Raw genomic sequence first — 16005 nt, 5'->3', positions numbered from 1 at the left:
TACGACGCGACGTCGTGGCCGAGCTGGGGTAGCAGCACGTCGTAGAGCAGGTAGGACATCATTGCCGTCGAACTCCTTGTTCAGCGGGTCGTTGCCGACTCGCGTACCGAGACTGTAGTCAGTGAAACTGTAGATCACCCCGGGCCCGGCGGCATCGATATGGCCTGCGCAAGTCGTGTTTCTCTCCGACGAGGACGGGCGTCAGCCGATGCAACCCTGCAGGGTGGTGAAGCTGCCGGCGAAGCCGGCACCGTTGCAGACGGCACCCTCGGGGGTGAGGGTGATCGTCGAGCCCGGCGCAGCCACAGCGATCGACAGTCCCAGGCCGGCCGCAGTGTTCTGTGCGATGGCACCGGGACCGAAGGCGATCGCCGCAGGCGCGCCGCCGAAACCGGCGTTGCTGACAGCGGTTCCGCCGTTGAGACCGAGGGCCAGTGCCGCTGCGTTGTTCATCGCCTCCGCCGAGCCCCATCCCTCGAGGCCGACTCCGGCCGCGGCACTTGCACCGTCTGCGGAGCTGTCGCACTGCGAACCTCCGACGAGCGCTGCGACGTCGCCCCCTCCGGGTGCCGTCGTGCAGGCGACCGGTGCGGCCGACGCCGTCCCGGGCACCAGGGCCGCGAAGGTACAGGCGAATCCGAATGCTGCCGCTCCGCCGAGAATTCTCTTGGTGTGGAACATGGTGAATGCCTCCCGAGATCGATGCGTCGGCACCGGTGCGCCGAGCGTGATGGTCGCCGGGCCGGTGTAGCTGGGGACCCGACTCCCTGACTTCGAGTCTCGACCTGCCCGGGCGCGGTGCGGGTTCGTCGACATCTCGAAAACATCTCGGTGAAATAACGCTGAGGTAACGCAACGTGGAGCGCGGTCGGTCCCTACGATTGCGTCATGATCGGACGTATCGACGAGGTCGTTTTCGACTGCGCAGAGCCGGCATTGCTGGCGCATTTCTGGGCTGGGGTGCTCGGCGGGATGCCGGCGGTGCGCGACGACTCGTGGCATTTCGTCGATGTTCCCGGGTTCACCCGGATGGCGTTCCAGCGAGTGCCCGAGGGTAAGTCCGGCAAGAATCGGCTCCATCTCGACGTGGATGTCCCCAGCATCGAGGTTGCCGTCGAGCAGGCAGTCGGTCTGGGGGCGACGGCGGTGGGCGACCGGCACACCACTGCGGCCGGGTCGTTCCAAGTACTACTCGACCCCGAGGGCAACGAATGGTGTCTGGTGACGCCGCCCAGCTGATCAGCGGGCGTCGTGCTCGGCGCGTGCTTCGAGTACGGCAGGCATCGAGCCCTCGATCAGTTCGATGAGGTCGGTCAACCGTGCTCCGACCTCGCGACCGAGTGGGGTCAAGCTGTATTCGACCTTCGGTGGGATGGTCTCAAGCACGGTACGCACGATGAGACCGTCACGTTCGAGGGTCTGCAGCGTCTGCGCCAGCATTCGCTCGCTGACGCCGTCGACGCGTCGGCGCAGTGCATTGAATCGGTAGTCGCTCTCGGTGAGTGCGGCCAGGACGAGCACGGCCCACCTGCTCGTCGCGTTCTGCAACGTCCGCCGAGACCCGCATTCGCGTGCGAAGACGGACGCTTCGAGAGATTCGACGGCCTCGGACATTTCACCATGTTAGCGCAGGCTGTACCCGCAGCGCTAAATTCAGATGTTGCACTGCACGAAAAGTAAGTGCATGATGAAACGGAACTTGATACTTCAACCTCGGGAGCGTTTCCATGACCACAGCCATCACCGGAGCGACAGGCAATCTCGGCGGGCTCGTCGTCGCCGCACTCATCGATCGCGGCGTCGCACCTGCTGACATCGTCGCCGTCGTACGCAACGCCGACAAGGCAGCCGCACTCGCCGAGCGCGGTGTGGTGGTGCGGGTGGCCGACTACAGCGACACCGACGCGCTGACGTCTGCGTTCGCAGGTGTCGAGAAGGTGCTGTTGATCTCGGGATCGGAGGTCGGCCAGCGAATTGCGCAGCACAACAACGTCATCGACGCCGCCGAGGCGGCCGGAGTGGGTCTCATTGCGTACACGAGTGTGCTCGCTGCCGACACCTCCGGCATCAGCCTCGCACCCGAGCACAAGGCCACCGAAGAGCGGTTGACGGCCTCGCCGATTCCCGCAGTGTTTCTGCGCAACGGCTGGTACTGGGAGAACTACCTGGGCTCGCTCGGCCAGGCCATCGACAGCGGAGTATGGTTGGGTGCAGGCGGGAACGGCAAGATCGCCGCTGCCTCTCGCGCCGACTACGCCGCCGCTGCCGCGGCTGTGCTGACTCTCGAGAACCAGGGCGGGAAGATCTACGAGCTGGGCGGGGACGAGCGCTTGACCTACCCCGAACTCGTAGACGTCGTCGCCCGCATCTCCGGGAAGCCGGTTGTCTACAAGGACGTCGCCGAGTCGGAGTACGCCTCGATTCTGCAGGGTGCAGGACTGCCCGATTTCGTGGCGACCATGCTGGCCAGCGCCGATGCCGGCATCTCTCGCGGGGAACTCGACACCGATTCCGGTGACCTGCAGGCGTTGATCGGCCGGGCATCCACCCCGGTTGTCGACGTGTTCCGCCCCGCGATCTGACGGGATACACGGGGCCTCGTGTGCCGCTTGTAGCGTGGGCCCCGTGAAACTCACCTCGACCCGCACCCTGTTCCTGGCCGCCACCACCTCACTCGTCCTGTTGACGGGTGCATGCAGTTCCGACTCGGATTCCGGGACGTCGCCGACGACGTCCGCGGCGACGTCCTCTACTGATGCGACGGCTTCGAGTAGTTGCCCCACCGGGACACCCGACCCGTCGGCCACCCCGGAGTGGACACTGGCGGGCGACACCGGCAGCATCGCCGTGACCGGATCGACGGACACAGCGGCCCCGGCCGTCACCGTCGAAGCCCCGTTCAGTGTCGCCGAGACGCAGGTGAAGACGCTGAAGGCAGGTACCGGCCCGGTCGTCGCCGACGATGCAGAGGTGTCCGTCTGCTACGTGGGCGTCAACGGACGCGACGGATCGACGTTCGACAGCAGCTTCGAGCGCGGCAAGCCGGTCGAGTTCCCACTGACCGGCGTGGTGGCGGGCTTCCAGAAAGCCATCGCCGGGCAGACCGTCGGCTCGACCGTTGCCGTTGCGGTGACATCGGACGACGGTTACGCGACCGGCAATCCGTCAGCCGGAATCGAGAAGGGCGACAGCCTGATCTTCGCTATCTCGATACTCTCCGCGAGCTGAGTGCCTCCGACAGTGGCGTGGTTATGTCTCTGGGTCGTTCCGCGGGCTCCACTCCCGCGTGCCCTCTGCGGCACATAACCACGCCACTGCGGCTCCGCCGCTCTACACGGTCGAGAGCTGCTGAATCGTGGTTGCGCCGCCCGGGGTGGGCGTCGTGGTGATGAAGTTCGAGTCGTAACCCAGCGATTCGACGACGCTGCGGATCTCGCGGAACTGCTCGACGCTGACATCGGGCGTGCGCTTGAGCACGAATCCGGACGTGCGGTTGGGGCTTCCGACGAACGCCCACGAGTAGTCGTCGGCGATGTAGGCCACGATGTAGTTGGTCGGCCCCTCCTGGCTCTCCTGCGTGGGGACGCCCGGGAAGCTCACGTGCAGTTGGGCTTTGGTGACCGTGTCGTTGACCCGAGCATTGCCGACGATGCGGTTCTCGCCACCGGTCCAGGTGGTGCAGGTGTTCTCGACGCGAATGTTGGATTCGTCGATCATCTGGTAGTTCGCCTGCGTGTCACGGGCGCAGATCAAGTTGAACGGCTGCGGCACCGCGGCAACCTGGTTCCAGGTGCCCAGGTACCGCTCGACATCGAGTGACGGGATCGGTGCCAGCGGCTCGAGACCGACCGACCCCAAAGGGCCGACCGGTTGCGCTTGCGCCGGGGCCGCGGCGAGCAGGGCACCTGCGGCGACTGCTCCGGCAATTGCGGTGCGGCTCAACATCGTACGTACCTTCATGAATTTCGCTCCTTGGTTGCGGTCGTCTCGTTGTCGATCGTGCTCGGCCACCAAATCCCCGGGCCGATGAGGGTGAACAGGGCGGGAATCACGACGGTGCGCACCACGAAGGTGTCGAGCAGAATGCCGAGACCGACGATGATTCCCAACTGGGTGAGGGTGATCAGCGGTAGGACGCCGAGTACGCAGAACACTGCTGCCAGAACGATTCCCGCGCTGGTGATGACGCCGCCGGTGGCCGAGACCGCCCGCACGATCGCAGATCTGGTGCCGTGCCGAGCCGTCTCCTCCCGGGTCCGCGTGACCAGAAAGATGGTGTAGTCGACACCGAGTGCGACGAGAAACAGGAACGCGAACAGGGGAGTGTTGTCGTCGAGCGCGGGAAAGCCGAAGACGTGCAGGCTCACCCAGCTACCGATCCCGATGGCGGCCACTGCACTCAGGACCGTGGTGGCGACGAGAATCAACGGTGCGACGACAGCGCGAAGCAGTATCAACAGCACGAGTAGGACGACCGCAAGGATCGCCGGGATCACCACGAGCCGATCGCGGGCGGCAGCGTCGGTGGTGTCGAGGGCCTTGGCGTCACTGCCGCCGACTCGTGCGTCGTCGACACCCGCAAGGGCCGACCGAAGGTTCTCGACGACGGTGAAGGATTCGTCGGAGGCGGGGGCCGCGTCGGTGACCACCGACAGCCGGGTCAGTCCGGTATCGGAATCGGCAACCCGATCCACCGAGACGACGCCGTCGACGTCCCGGACGGTGGCGACGACGCCGTCGATGTCAGTGGTGGGTGCGAGAACCGTCATCGGGTCGGCGGATCCGGCCGGAAAGTGTTGCGAGAGAGTCTCGAAGCCTTCGACGGATTCGGCGCTCACCCGGAATTGCTCGGTCTGCGACAGCCCGATCTGCGTGCCCACCAGGGCAGCGCAGCAGGCGAGCAGTACGGCGATCGTGATGGACGCGGTCGCCACCGGACGACGAGCGACACCGGCGGCGACCGAATGCCAGACGCCCTCGGTGGTGGTGTCGCGATCGGACGGCTTGGGGACGAACGGCCAGAACAGCTTCGGGCCGCACAGCGCCAACAACGGCGGCAGTACGAACAGCACGAACACCGATGCGACGACGAGGCCGGCCGCGGCCAGCGCTCCCAAGCTGCGAGTGCTGGGGAGGATGGCGAGCAACAGAGTCAGCAGTGCGAGGACAACCGTCGCGTTACTGGCGAGGATGGCCGGGCCCGCGTTCCGAACGGCGTGGCGCAACGCGAGCCGGTGATCGGACTCTCGGCGGAGCTCCTCGCGGTAACGAGAGATCAACAGCAGGGCGTAATTGGTGCCTGCGCCGAAGACGAGCACGCTGGTGATCCCCGAGGTCGAGCCGTCGAACGACAGCCCGGTCGCCTGGGCGAGGGCCGTGCCGACGGTGGAGGCGAACCGATCGGCGAAACCGATGACGGCAAGCGGAACCAACCACAGAATGGGCGATCGGTAGGTGGCGATGAGGAGCACTGCCACCACGAGTGCGGTGACGGCGAGCAACGTGAAGTTGGCCCCGGAGAACGAGTTCGCGATGTCGGCCCCGAATGCCGGCCCGCCGGTGACCTGGGCGTTCAGATCGGACGGTAGGCCGTCCGTCGCCGCGGATCGGAGGCTCGTGATCAGGTCGTTCAGGGTGAAGCCGGACAGTTCCGAGTTCACCTGAGCAAACGCGATTGCGGCCTTCCCGTCCGGTGCGACGATCGGAGGGGGTCCAGGTTCGTCGGGCACCGATCGGTCGACGGTGAGCAGCCTGGCCTGTGCGGCACCGGCTGCCTCGGTATCGGCCGGGGTCAGGTCACCGCCGTCGACGCGGCTCAGAACGAGGATCACCGGTGCGGTGTCGGAGTCCGGGAACTGAGAGAGCAGCTCGTCGACCTGGTAGGACTCGGCGGAGGTCGGCAAGGAGTTCGGCGACTGACCAGCAGAATCGTTACTCCCGACGAGCCCGATCACGGCAATCGAGAGAATCAGAATGGCGAGGGCGAGCGCCCACGATCGACGATGCGTCACGGCCGCAGCGATGCGGTCCCAGGCGGCGGTGGTCTCGGTATGGGTGCTGTCCACGAAGAAACAATCTCATTTACTTAGATATTAAGCAACTGAATCTCTTGCGGGCAGTAGTCTGACCATGACCGCAGCGAAGGAGTTACCACCGCCATGACCGACCGAAACCACCTCGAATCCGCGATATCGGCGGATCTTCGGGCGCTGTCGTCGGTGTCGGAACAGATCGGACAGGTATTCGGCGCGTTGCACAGCTTGCGGCCCAACGATTTTCGCGCTCTGCTGCATGTGATGGTCGCCGACGTCGAGGGCGCGCCCCTCACTGCGGGGGAGCTCGGCACGATGCTCGGACTGTCGTCCGCGGCGATGACGTATCTGGTGGAGCGGATGATTGCGTCCGGCCATATCCGACGCGAATCCGACGCGTCGGACCGACGCAAAGTCATACTTCGCTACGACGAGCACGGTATGGAGGTTGCTCGCGGGTTCTTCGGACCGCTGGGAGCGCGCACCAGTACCGCCCTGGCGGACCTACCGGATTCGGATCTCGATGCTGCGCACCGGGTGTTCGAAGCGCTCATCGGAGCCATGCGCGAACATCACGCCGACCTGGGAAACAGCACCCGCTCGTAGCCCGCGTGCGCATCGGGATGTTCGAACCGCTGGTGGGGGCCCGGCATCGTGCCAATGCTGGACTCCGAGCATGCCGGTGCCGTAGGGTTGGCCGTGGTTGAGCTAACAGCCGGTCACGGGGAAACGCAGCGAAGTGTGCGTCCGGGTCAGGCGAGAAATTCTGCTCCCGTTGCGTGGATCGGTTTCCCCTTCAGTTCGACCGATCGATGGGATCTGCCATGAGTGTTGAATCACGAGGCAACAAAGTTCGAACCACTTCGGTGAGCGTCGCGGAGAAGTCCGTGTCCGTTGCAGCAACCGGAGCCATCTTCACCGCGCACGACGGCACTGACGGCTCACTCGTCGTCGCCGTCCACGGCGACATCGACATGCGCAGCGCACCGATGTTCTCCGATTTCGTCTGCAGTCGCGTGTCCAGCAAACGGCATCTGACTCTCGACCTGTCCAATGTCGAGTTCTTCGGCATCGCCGGACTCACCGTCTTCGATGCAGTTCGTGAATACACGGCAGGCATCGGCGCTTCGTGGTCGATCGTGGCAAGCCGGTCGGTGACCCGTTTGCTGCAGGTTGCCGACCTCGAGTCGACGATTCCGACTTCCCGACCGACAACCGACCAATAGAACTGGCGGCGATATCGCCGCGACAAGAGGTGGGCAGCTCCTGCACAGGGGCTGCCCACTGTCGTTTGCCCCCCCCGCATCACGATCGGGCGGTCCCGTGAATCAATGGGACCGCCCGATCGTCGTGTGGATGCACCGAGGTCTAGTCCTTGGTGCCTTCCGAGTCGCTGAAGAATGCCCAGTCGCCGTCGTGCTCGACTTCGAGGCGCCAGCCCAACTCCTCGTTGTCGGCGCGGCTGTCCTTGAACCAGGCGTGTGCGTCCTCGGAACTGGTGATGTCCTTGGTGGCGACGACGGTTCCATGCGGGTCGATAACTCTGTAATTTGCCATGCGGTGAGGGTGCCCCGATGTTGCGCAACCTAATCCAGGTGGAAACGCCGAGGGAAGCTGGCATTCGGGTCCCGAATTGCCGCAAACGCGCGCGCATTCGTCGAACGCACGCGAATTGGCGTCGAATACGACGAGATTCTGCGGGCGTCTGGCAAACGCGCGCGCGTTTGCCAGCATCCGTGGTCGTCGGTGACCCCCCTACGTCCGCGAAAGAAGCGACCGCGCGAAAAACATCAGGTTGGCCGGCCGCTCTGCCAGTCTGCGCATGAAGTAGCCGTACCACTGCTCTCCGTAGGGCACGTAGACACGCACGTGCTTGCCGGCGTCGACCAGTCGCCGCTGTTCCTGGTCGCGAATTCCGAACAGCATCTGGAATTCGAAGTCGGCCGCGGACCGTCCGGTGTTCGCGGCGAGCTTTTCCGCTGCCTCGATCATCTCGGGATCGTGGGAGGCGACCATGGGGTAGCCGCTGCCGTTCATCAGTACCTCCAGGCACCGCAGGTAGGAGTCCGAGACGTCCCGTGCACCCTGGAACGCCACCGACGCGGGCTCGTTGTATGCGCCCTTGCACAGGCGGATGCGAGATCTCGGTCCGGACAGTTCCCGGCAGTCGGCCTCGGTTCGTTTGAGGTACGCCTGCAGCACTGTGCCGAGATCGGGAAAGTCCTGCCGCAGTTCGCGCACGATGGACAGGGTCGAGTCGGTGGTGGTGTGGTCCTCGGCGTCGACGGTCACCCACACTCCCGCCGCTGCGGCCGCGGTACAGATCTCGCGCGCATTCTCGAGCGCCAACGTCCGGTCGATGCCCTGACCGAGGGCCGAGAGTTTGAGCGATACCTCGAGCGTGGTCTCGGCGGTGCTACGCATCGAAAAGCGTTGTATCAGTGACAGATACGACTGCACGGTGGCCGTCGCCTGCGTGCGGTCGGTGGTGTCCTCACCCAGATAGTCCACCGAGACGAATCGTCCCGACGCCAGCAGCGCATCGACGGCGGTGACCACGGCGGGCTCCGATTCTCCGGCGACGAAGCGGTCGACGAGCGATCGCGTGGCGCGCAGCCGCGTCACGGTGGCCTGCAATTTCGGTGAGCGTGCGGCCGCCAGCAGAGCCGGCCGGAGTGGGTTGCTCAGCACTGTGGTCATCGTGTGCCCTCGCCTTCCTGATGGGGGTAGCCGTGTGCGGTCGGCGGGACGAACGTTTCCTTGACCGTGCGTGCCGATGCCCAGCGCAACAGGTTCTGCGGTGAGCCGGCCTTGTCGTTGGTACCCGACGCACGCGCTCCGCCGAACGGTTGCTGACCGACGACCGCGCCGGTGGGCTTGTCGTTGACGTAGAAGTTCCCGGCGGCGAATCGCAGTGCCGAATGGGCCTGTTCGACGGCTGTGCGATCGGTGGCGATGACTGCCCCGGTCAGTGCGTACTTCGAGCCGGTGTCGACGGTGCGGAGTACGTCGGCATAGGCGTCGGGCCGGTTGTCGTCGTAGACGTGCACGGCAAGGATGGGGCCGAAGTATTCGGTGGTGAAGGCTTCGTCGGTGGGGTCGTCGCCGAGAAGAACTGTGGGAGAGACGAAGTACCCTTCCGTGTCGTCGCACGTTCCGCCGGCAGCAATGGTCAGACCGGTCACGGATTTCGCGCGGTCGAGCGCAGCTGCGTTGCGGTCGAACGCTTTTCGGTCGATGACGGCACCGCCGTAGTTCGACAGGTCGGTGACATCGCCGTACTTCAGGGCCGACACTTGCTCGATGAACGTCTCACCCATGCGAGCCCACAGCGACTTCGGCACGAATGCGCGCGAAGCGGCCGAGCACTTCTGCCCCTGGAAGTCGAAGGCACCGCGAATCATGGCCGTGGTCAACACGTCAGGATCGGCCGAGCTGTGTGCGACGACGAAATCCTTGCCGCCGGTCTCGCCGACGAGCCGTGGGTAGGAGTGGTAGTTCGAGATGTTGTTGCCGACCTCGCGCCACAGCGTCTGGAAGGTCGCGGTGGATCCGGTGAAGTGGATGCCCGCGAGGCGCGGATCGGCCAGGGCGACCTCGGAGACCATCGGACCGTCGCCGAGGACGAGGTTGATCACTCCCGGCGGCAGCCCTGCCGCTTCGAGCAACTGCAGCGTCAGGTACGCCGCGACTGCCTGGGTGGGCGACGGCTTCCACAGCACCGTGTTGCCCATCAGTGCAGGTGCCGTGGGGAGGTTGCCGGCGATGGCGGTGAAGTTGAACGGTGTGATCGCGTAGACGAAACCCTCGAGCGGGCGGTACTCGACTCGATTCCACACGCCCGGGGCCGACACCGGCTGATCGGCGAGGATCTGTCGTGCGAATGCGACGTTGAACCGCCAGAAGTCGATCAGCTCGCACGGTGCGTCGATCTCGGCCTGGTACGCCGACTTGGACTGCCCGAGCATGGTTGCGGCAGCGATCTTCTCGCGCCACGGACCCGACAGGAGATCGGCCGCGCGCAGGAACACTGCGGCTCGCTCGTCGAACGGGAGATCGCGCCAGGCCGGTGCGGCCGCGGTCGCCGCGGAGATCGCGTCCTGCACGTCCCGGTGCGTTGCCTCGGCGAAGCTACCGATGACCGACGCGTGCTTGTGGGGTTCCACCACATCGGTATCGGTGCCGGCGGCGTCGCGGTGGACGCCGCCGATCACCTGATGGATGCGGACGGGGTTCGCACGCAGTTCGTCCAAGCGGATGCGCAGCCTGGCGCGCTCGGCGCTTCCGGGGGCATAGGTGTTGACCGGCTCGTTGACCGGGGTGGGAACTGATGTGACCGCGTCCATGGTGACTCCTCGCACTCGGGTGTGTGCTGCTCATTGAAGTCGCCTCGACGCCGCGTTCAATCAGCTCATCGGCCAAAGTATTCGTGGTGTACTTGTCCGCATGGCCAATGCTGTGACGCTGCGTTCTCTGCTGACATCGCTGCACAGCGCGGTGGTCGAGCTCGTGGTGGCTCCGGCGGGCACCGAGATCACCGTCGAGTCCGTGGCTCTGCTCGACGGCGACGACCTGCGTCGACCGCCGGGAACGGCCGCCGATCTGACCCTGTTGGTGGGCGTCGCCGAGACCGATGCACTGCGGTGGTTCGACGACCTGGCGCTGCGTCCGGTGGTCGACAGGCCACTCGCTGTGCTGACCAAAGTGGCCGACTCGACCGCGTTGGCCCACGCTGCCCGAGAGACCGGAATCGCCTTGGTCGCGGTGCACCACCAGACCCGCTGGGAACTGCTGCTGGCGACGATGCGCGGGGTCCTCGACCAGTCCCGCTCACCGACGTCGGACGACGGGCTGTTCGGAGCGGACACCGATCTGTACGAGTTGGCGCAGACGGTCGCGTCCCTGACCAAGGGCATGGTGAGCATCGAGGACGAGCGTTCGCACGTGTTGGCGTACTCGGCATCGGACGACTCGGCCGACGAGTTGCGGACCCTGTCGATCCTGGGGCGAGAAGGACCGGCCGACTACCTTCGCCGTCTGCACGAGCGTGGGGTGTTCGATCGACTCCGCCGTACCGACGATGTCATCGACGTCCCGGCCGATGCCGAACTCGGTATCCGTCGACGCCTTGCCGTCGGGATACGTCGAATCAGCGGCGCGGCAACGACTCTGGGGACGATCTGGGTACAGGAAGGTGCCCGTCCGCTGTCGGTGGACGCCGATGCGGTGTTGCGCGGAGCGTCGGCGGTCGCCGCCCGGCTGATCACCCGCATAGCGAACGCTCCGACCAACGAGGCGCTGCAGATTCAGCGACTGCTCGGTGCGCGGGGTGGCGGCGTGGACATTCCGTCGCTGGCCGCGGCGCTGTCGATTCCCACCACGGGGACGGCCGCGGTCGTCGGATTCGCCGCCTGTGGAGAATTCGACATCACTGCGCTGGCTCCGTCGATTCGGTTGCACGCCAGCGCATTCAGGCGAGATTCGCTGGTCACCGTCATCGGCGAGAGAATCTACGTACTGTTCTCGGGAGCTGCGTCGGGGACGGCGATTCCGGTGTGGACCGCAGATGCCTTGTCGCGCATCGAGACTCGAACCGGACTGTGCCTGCGTGCTGCGGTGGCCGCGCCGATCGCCGATCTCGACGGGGTGGCCGCAGCGCGGTTCGAGGTCGACCGAGTACTGGACGCGACCACCGGCGACGTTCGGGTCACCACGCTCGCGGAGTCGAGAACGTCTGTGCTGCTGGGCGAGATCGTCGACATCATCTCCAACCACGAGCAGTTACGGGACCCGCGCATCGCAGCGCTGGACCGGTACGACGCCACCCACGACGGCGCGATGCGTGAGAGTCTCGAGACGTACCTGGCGTGCTTCGGTGACGTGCGTGCCGCAGCGGAGAGGCTGCACATCCACCCGAACACGGTGCGTTACCGCATCCGACGCGTCGAGCAGATTCTGGAGTTGGATCTGTCCGATCCGGACGCGCGGTTGTTGGTGGAGATTCAGCTGCGGATGTGAGTGTCACGGGCCTCGGCAGTGCTGGACCGGATCACCAGGCTCGGCTCGATACGCGAGCGCCGGGTGCTGCGGTTGCCGGAATCTATCTGTGCCAAGAGTATTTCGACGCTGCGGATTCCGACCTCGCTGAATTCCTGACGGATCGTCGTCAGGGGAGGGGAGAAGAACTCCGCGTCGGGAACGTCGTCGAAACCGACCACACTGACGTCCGTCGGAACTTTTCGGCCGTGCACTTCGAGGGCGCGCAACACCCCGAGAGCCATCGCATCGTTTCCGGCGAACACCGCTGTGACATCGGGGTTCTCGGCCAATCGGCAGCCGGCCTCGAAGCCGGACTTCGCGGTCCAGTCGCCGGCGAGAACGAGTGGCGGTTCGACACCGGCCTGCTCGTGGGCCGAGCGCCACCCGATGACGCGGTCGGCCGCCTCGTACCAACCCGAGGGGCCCGCGACGTGCCAGACGGCGCGGTGGCCGAGTGAGAGCAGGTGCGTGGTGGCGGACTGCGCGCCGGCGACCTGATCGACCGAGACGACCGCCAGATCACCGGCCGGCGATCCTTCGACCGCCACCAGTGGCAGTTCGGCGGCCAGTTCGGCGATGTCGCCGCCGTCGGTGCTCAGCGGCGCGATGACGACGACGCCGTCGACGCCCTGCTTCTGCAATCTGCGGACGCAGGTGCTGATCGCCACTTCGTCGAACGAGGTGGGGACGCCGACGACGACGGAGTATCCGGCCTGTCGCGCGGCTTGTTCGACGCTGTAGAGCGTCGACACCGGCCCGTACAGAGCGTTGCCGGTGCCGACGATCCCGATGGTGCTGCTGCGGCCGGTGACCAGGGCGCGAGCTGCGGTGTTCGGCCGGTAGCCGAGCTCCGCGATCGCCTGCTCGACCCTCGTTCTGGTCGCCTCGGTGACGTTGGGATGGCCGTTGATGACCCGAGAGACGGTCTGGTGGGACACACCCGCGAGCCGAGCGACGTCGGTCATGGCCGGTCCGCGGGTCGGCGTCATCGCACGCATCCTCCTTCGGTGGTCGAACACCATCTCAGCATGCCCGGACCGGATCGGCGCGTCACCGCCCGGATCACGTCGTTTTCGTCATCGACGCAGACGTCGGCGGTGCGGGCTTTCCGGGCTCGCCGGGGGAGAACATCTCGGCGGGCACGGGTACGCCCAGGTAACTGGTGGGGGACGCGGCTTTGTCTCCCTTGCCGCCCTTACCGCTCGCCGCACGACGCTTGGTCCAGATGTCGAACGCCACGGCGGCGAGCAGCACCAGACCCTTGACCAATTGCACTCTCTCGCTCGGTGATCCGATGAGCGACATGCCGCTGTTGATCACGGCGATGATGAGTCCACCGGTCAGCGCGCCGACGATGCGGCCGACGCCGCCTTGGACGGCTGCGCCACCGATGAACGCCGCCGCGATGGCGTCGAGCTCGAAGCCGTTGCCCGCAGTGGGACCGGCCTGGTTGAGGCGTCCGGCGAAGATGATTCCGGCCAGAGCCGAGAGGACACCCATGTTGACGAAAATCCAGAACGTCACCGGTTTGACCTTGATACCGGACAGGGACGCGGCGTGAATGTTGCCGCCGATGGCGTACACGTGCCGACCGAACACGGTCTTGCCGGCCAGCGTGGAGTAACCCATGACCAACACTGCGAGCAGAATCAGCACGTAGGGCAGGTTCTTGAAGCGGGCCAACTGGATTGCGATGGCCAGCACCAGGGCGGCGGCGAACGCCATCTTGATCAGGAACAGCGGCATCGCGTCCACGGTCTGGCCGTACTTCTGCCGGCCTGTTCGAGAACGCCACTGGCTGAACACGATTCCGGCGACCGCGAGAATCGCGACGAGCAATGTGAAGATATCTGCTCCACCCAAGGGTCCGAGTCCCACATTTCCCATGAAGCCGGGCAGGAAGCCGTTGGACAGTGTGCGTACCGGTCCGGGGAACGGTCCGATGCCCTGGTTGCCGAGGACGATGAGAGTCACCGCGCGGAAGACGAGCATCCCTGCGAGGGTGACGATGAACGCGGGAATGCCGAAGTACGCGACCCAATAACCCTGCCAGGCACCGATCAGGCCGCCGACGATCAATGTGATCAGCACCGCCAGTGGCCACGGCACGTTCTGTTGGACCATGAGGACACCGGCGATGGCTCCGGTGGCCGCCACCACCGATCCGACGGACAGGTCGATATGGCCGGCGATGATGATGACGACCATGCCGATGGCCAGAATGAGAATGTACGAGTTCTGCACCACCATGTTGCTGATGTTCTGCGGCACCAACAGCTGACCGCCGGTCAGCGCGGTGAAGAGCACGATGATCAGCGCGAACGCGATGAAGATTCCGCTCTGTCGGAGGTTTCGCGTGAGCAGCCCCCGAACGGTCGACAGCTGGTTCATCGAAGTACTCCTGTTCCACGGGTCATGAGATGCATGAGAGATTCCTGGGTCGCGTCCTCGCGGTCGACCTCACCGGTGATCCGGCCGGCCGACAGCGCGTAGATCCGGTCGCACAGACCGAGAAGTTCGGGAAGTTCGGACGAGATCACCAGCACTGCCTTTCCGGCGTCGGCGAGTTGGTTGATGATCGAATAGATTTCGAATTTCGCGCCGACGTCGATTCCTCGCGTCGGTTCGTCGAGGATGAGCACATCGGGATCGCTGAAGATCCATTTGCTCAGCACGACTTTCTGCTGATTGCCGCCGGAGAGTTTGCCGACCACGGCGGAGACGTTCGGTGCCTTGATGTTCATGCTCTTCCGGAAGCCCTCGGCGACTTTGTATTCCTGGTTGTCGTCGACGAAGCCTCCCGTCACGAGTTTGTCCAGCGCCGCGGTGGAGATGTTGCGCTTGATGTCGTCGATCAGGTTGAGTCCGTACCGTTTCCGGTCCTCGGTGGCGTAGGCGATGCCGTGATGGATGGCATCGTTGACGGACTTGACGTGAATTTCCTTGCCGTACTTGTAGAGCCGCCCCGAGATGTCGATCCCGTAGCTTCGGCCGAAGACACTCATGGCCAATTCGGTGCGCCCGGCACCCATCAACCCGGCGAGACCGACGATCTCACCGCGCCGCAGTGTGAGGTTCGCCTTGTCGACGACGGTTCGGCCCTGCTGGGTCGGACTGTGCACGGTCCAGTCCTCGATGCGCAGAACTTCCTCTCCCACAGTCGATTCGTGGGGCGGAAACCGGTGCTCCAGATCGCGGCCGACCATCAGCGAGATGATGCGATCCTCGGTGACGTCGGGGTCTCGCATGTCCAGCGTCTTGATGGTCTTGCCGTCCCGAATGATCGTGGTCCGGTCGGCAATGGCCGCGATCTCGTTGAGCTTGTGCGAGATGATCACGCACGTGATGCCCTCGTCCCGTAGACCGCGCAACAGATCCAGCAGGTGTGCGGAGTCGGAATCGTTGAGTGCCGCAGTGGGTTCGTCGAGAATCAGCAGGGTCACGTCCTTGGACAGTGCCTTGGCGATCTCGACGAGTTGCTGCTTGCCGACGCCGAGGTCGCTCACGACGTTGACGGGATTCTCCCGCAGCCCTACCCGGTTCAGTAGGGCTGCGGCCTCGGAATTCGTTCGGTTCCAGTCGATGAACCCGCGCTTGGACCGCTCGTTGCCGAGAAAGATGTTCTCGGCAATGGAGAGATGCGGACTCAGTGCGAGTTCCTGATGGATGATGACGATGCCCTCGGCTTCGCTACTCCGGATGTCGGAGAACTCGCACGCCCGACCGTCGAACACGATGTCGCCGTCGAATGTGTCGTGTGCGTACACACCCGACAACACCTTCATGAGCGTCGACTTACCTGCTCCGTTCTCGCCGCAGATCGCGTGGATTTCGCCGCGATTCACCGAGAGAGTGACATCCTGTAGCGCCTTGACGCCGGGAAATGTTTTGGTGATGCCGCGCATCTCCAGAATCGGGCTCGTCATCGCCGAAC

Annotated in this window: 16 protein-coding genes; 6 read left to right on the top strand and 10 right to left on the bottom strand. The window is 65.0% G+C overall.

Going from position 1 to position 16005, the window contains the following annotated elements:
* Positions 1-201 precede the first annotated feature (201 nt).
* Positions 202-816, bottom strand: a complete 615-nt coding sequence (locus E4P29_RS06485; protein ID WP_245154191.1) for a DUF6764 family protein — start codon at positions 814-816, stop codon at positions 202-204.
* A gap of 72 nt (positions 817-888) precedes the next feature.
* Here E4P29_RS06485 and E4P29_RS06480 point away from each other — a divergent pair, with 72 nt between their 5' ends.
* Positions 889-1239: a VOC family protein gene (locus E4P29_RS06480; RefSeq protein ID WP_135042949.1), complete on the top strand. Its 351-nt coding sequence runs from the start codon at positions 889-891 to the stop codon at positions 1237-1239.
* Here E4P29_RS06480 and E4P29_RS06475 read toward each other — a convergent pair whose 3' ends face one another.
* Positions 1240-1614, bottom strand: a complete 375-nt coding sequence (locus tag E4P29_RS06475; RefSeq protein WP_135042947.1) for a helix-turn-helix domain-containing protein — start codon at positions 1612-1614, stop codon at positions 1240-1242.
* Between the two features lie 113 nt (positions 1615-1727).
* Between E4P29_RS06475 and E4P29_RS06470 the strand changes: the two genes are divergently transcribed.
* Both E4P29_RS06470 and E4P29_RS06465 read left to right on the top strand, forming a co-directional pair.
* Positions 1728-2582 carry an SDR family oxidoreductase gene (locus E4P29_RS06470; protein WP_135042945.1) on the top strand — a complete coding sequence of 285 codons (855 nt, stop codon included), beginning with the start codon at positions 1728-1730 and terminating at the stop codon, positions 2580-2582.
* 34 nt (positions 2583-2616) lie between these two features.
* Positions 2617-3228: an FKBP-type peptidyl-prolyl cis-trans isomerase gene (locus E4P29_RS06465; RefSeq protein WP_135042943.1), complete on the top strand. Its 612-nt coding sequence runs from the start codon at positions 2617-2619 to the stop codon at positions 3226-3228.
* A gap of 102 nt (positions 3229-3330) precedes the next feature.
* Here the strand turns inward: E4P29_RS06465 and E4P29_RS06460 are convergent, their stop codons facing one another.
* Positions 3331-3960 (bottom strand): lipocalin family protein, encoded by a 630-nt coding sequence (locus tag E4P29_RS06460; protein ID WP_135042941.1) that lies wholly within the window; start codon positions 3958-3960, stop codon positions 3331-3333.
* On the bottom strand, positions 3957-6011 hold the full coding sequence (locus tag E4P29_RS06455) for an MMPL family transporter (RefSeq protein WP_245154212.1): 2055 nt from the start codon (positions 6009-6011) through the stop codon (positions 3957-3959). Before E4P29_RS06455 ends, E4P29_RS06460 begins: the two co-directional genes overlap by 4 nt.
* Before the next feature lie 147 nt (positions 6012-6158).
* Here E4P29_RS06455 and E4P29_RS06450 point away from each other — a divergent pair, with 147 nt between their 5' ends.
* Positions 6159-6638: a MarR family winged helix-turn-helix transcriptional regulator gene (locus E4P29_RS06450; protein WP_032374837.1), complete on the top strand. Its 480-nt coding sequence runs from the start codon at positions 6159-6161 to the stop codon at positions 6636-6638.
* Between the two features lie 281 nt (positions 6639-6919).
* Positions 6920-7258: an STAS domain-containing protein gene (locus E4P29_RS06445; protein ID WP_245154190.1), complete on the top strand. Its 339-nt coding sequence runs from the start codon at positions 6920-6922 to the stop codon at positions 7256-7258.
* A 142-nt stretch (positions 7259-7400) separates the two neighbouring features.
* On the opposite strand, the gene E4P29_RS06440 is transcribed toward E4P29_RS06445, so the two are convergent.
* From E4P29_RS06440 to pruA, 3 genes are all read right to left on the bottom strand, one after another.
* Positions 7401-7589 (bottom strand): hypothetical protein, encoded by a 189-nt coding sequence (locus E4P29_RS06440; RefSeq protein ID WP_027495777.1) that lies wholly within the window; start codon positions 7587-7589, stop codon positions 7401-7403.
* A 198-nt stretch (positions 7590-7787) separates the two neighbouring features.
* Positions 7788-8732 (bottom strand): proline dehydrogenase family protein, encoded by a 945-nt coding sequence (locus E4P29_RS06435; protein WP_135042937.1) that lies wholly within the window; start codon positions 8730-8732, stop codon positions 7788-7790.
* Positions 8729-10378, bottom strand: coding sequence for an L-glutamate gamma-semialdehyde dehydrogenase (gene pruA, locus E4P29_RS06430; RefSeq protein ID WP_135042935.1), 1650 nt, complete (start codon positions 10376-10378; stop codon positions 8729-8731). The genes E4P29_RS06435 and pruA overlap by 4 nt, the downstream gene beginning before the upstream one ends.
* A 100-nt stretch (positions 10379-10478) precedes the next feature.
* Between pruA and E4P29_RS06425 the strand changes: the two genes are divergently transcribed.
* Positions 10479-12050, top strand: coding sequence for a helix-turn-helix domain-containing protein (locus tag E4P29_RS06425; RefSeq protein WP_135042933.1), 1572 nt, complete (start codon positions 10479-10481; stop codon positions 12048-12050).
* On the opposite strand, the gene E4P29_RS06420 is transcribed toward E4P29_RS06425, so the two are convergent.
* From E4P29_RS06420 to mmsA, 3 genes are all read right to left on the bottom strand, one after another.
* Positions 12035-13060, bottom strand: coding sequence for a LacI family DNA-binding transcriptional regulator (locus E4P29_RS06420; RefSeq protein ID WP_135042930.1), 1026 nt, complete (start codon positions 13058-13060; stop codon positions 12035-12037). The genes E4P29_RS06425 and E4P29_RS06420 overlap by 16 nt on opposite strands.
* Before the next feature lie 73 nt (positions 13061-13133).
* The gene (gene mmsB, locus E4P29_RS06415) at positions 13134-14462 is read right to left on the bottom strand and encodes a multiple monosaccharide ABC transporter permease (protein WP_135042929.1); all 1329 of its coding nucleotides are present in this window, start codon (positions 14460-14462) and stop codon (positions 13134-13136) included.
* Positions 14459-15997, bottom strand: a complete 1539-nt coding sequence (gene mmsA / locus E4P29_RS06410; RefSeq protein ID WP_135042927.1) for a multiple monosaccharide ABC transporter ATP-binding protein — start codon at positions 15995-15997, stop codon at positions 14459-14461. Before mmsA ends, mmsB begins: the two co-directional genes overlap by 4 nt.
* Positions 15998-16005: the final 8 nt, after the last annotated feature.

Origin of the sequence: Rhodococcus sp. 1R11 (assembly GCF_004563845.1) — a bacterium.
Classification (GTDB): Bacteria; Actinomycetota; Actinomycetes; order Mycobacteriales; family Mycobacteriaceae; genus Rhodococcoides.
Note: the sequence above shows the minus strand (reverse complement) of the source record. Positions and strands in the feature narration are given on the sequence as shown.

Bases quoted from the DNA above. Each gene is read 5' to 3' on its own strand.
- E4P29_RS06485 (WP_245154191.1), bottom strand. From the start codon at position 816: ATGTCGACGAACCCGCACCGCGCCCGGGCAGGTCGAGACTCGAAGTCA.
- E4P29_RS06480 (WP_135042949.1), top strand. From the start codon at position 889: ATGATCGGACGTATCGACGAGGTCGTTTTCGACTGCGCAGAGCCGGCA.
- E4P29_RS06475 (WP_135042947.1), bottom strand. From the start codon at position 1,614: ATGTCCGAGGCCGTCGAATCTCTCGAAGCGTCCGTCTTCGCACGCGAA.
- E4P29_RS06470 (WP_135042945.1), top strand. From the start codon at position 1,728: ATGACCACAGCCATCACCGGAGCGACAGGCAATCTCGGCGGGCTCGTC.
- E4P29_RS06460 (WP_135042941.1), bottom strand. From the start codon at position 3,960: ATGAAGGTACGTACGATGTTGAGCCGCACCGCAATTGCCGGAGCAGTC.
- E4P29_RS06450 (WP_032374837.1), top strand. From the start codon at position 6,159: ATGACCGACCGAAACCACCTCGAATCCGCGATATCGGCGGATCTTCGG.
- E4P29_RS06440 (WP_027495777.1), bottom strand. From the start codon at position 7,589: ATGGCAAATTACAGAGTTATCGACCCGCATGGAACCGTCGTCGCCACC.
- E4P29_RS06435 (WP_135042937.1), bottom strand. From the start codon at position 8,732: ATGACCACAGTGCTGAGCAACCCACTCCGGCCGGCTCTGCTGGCGGCC.
- pruA (WP_135042935.1), bottom strand. From the start codon at position 10,378: ATGGACGCGGTCACATCAGTTCCCACCCCGGTCAACGAGCCGGTCAAC.
- E4P29_RS06425 (WP_135042933.1), top strand. From the start codon at position 10,479: ATGGCCAATGCTGTGACGCTGCGTTCTCTGCTGACATCGCTGCACAGC.
- E4P29_RS06420 (WP_135042930.1), bottom strand. From the start codon at position 13,060: ATGACGCCGACCCGCGGACCGGCCATGACCGACGTCGCTCGGCTCGCG.
- mmsB (WP_135042929.1), bottom strand. From the start codon at position 14,462: ATGAACCAGCTGTCGACCGTTCGGGGGCTGCTCACGCGAAACCTCCGA.
- mmsA (WP_135042927.1), bottom strand. From the start codon at position 15,997: ATGACGAGCCCGATTCTGGAGATGCGCGGCATCACCAAAACATTTCCC.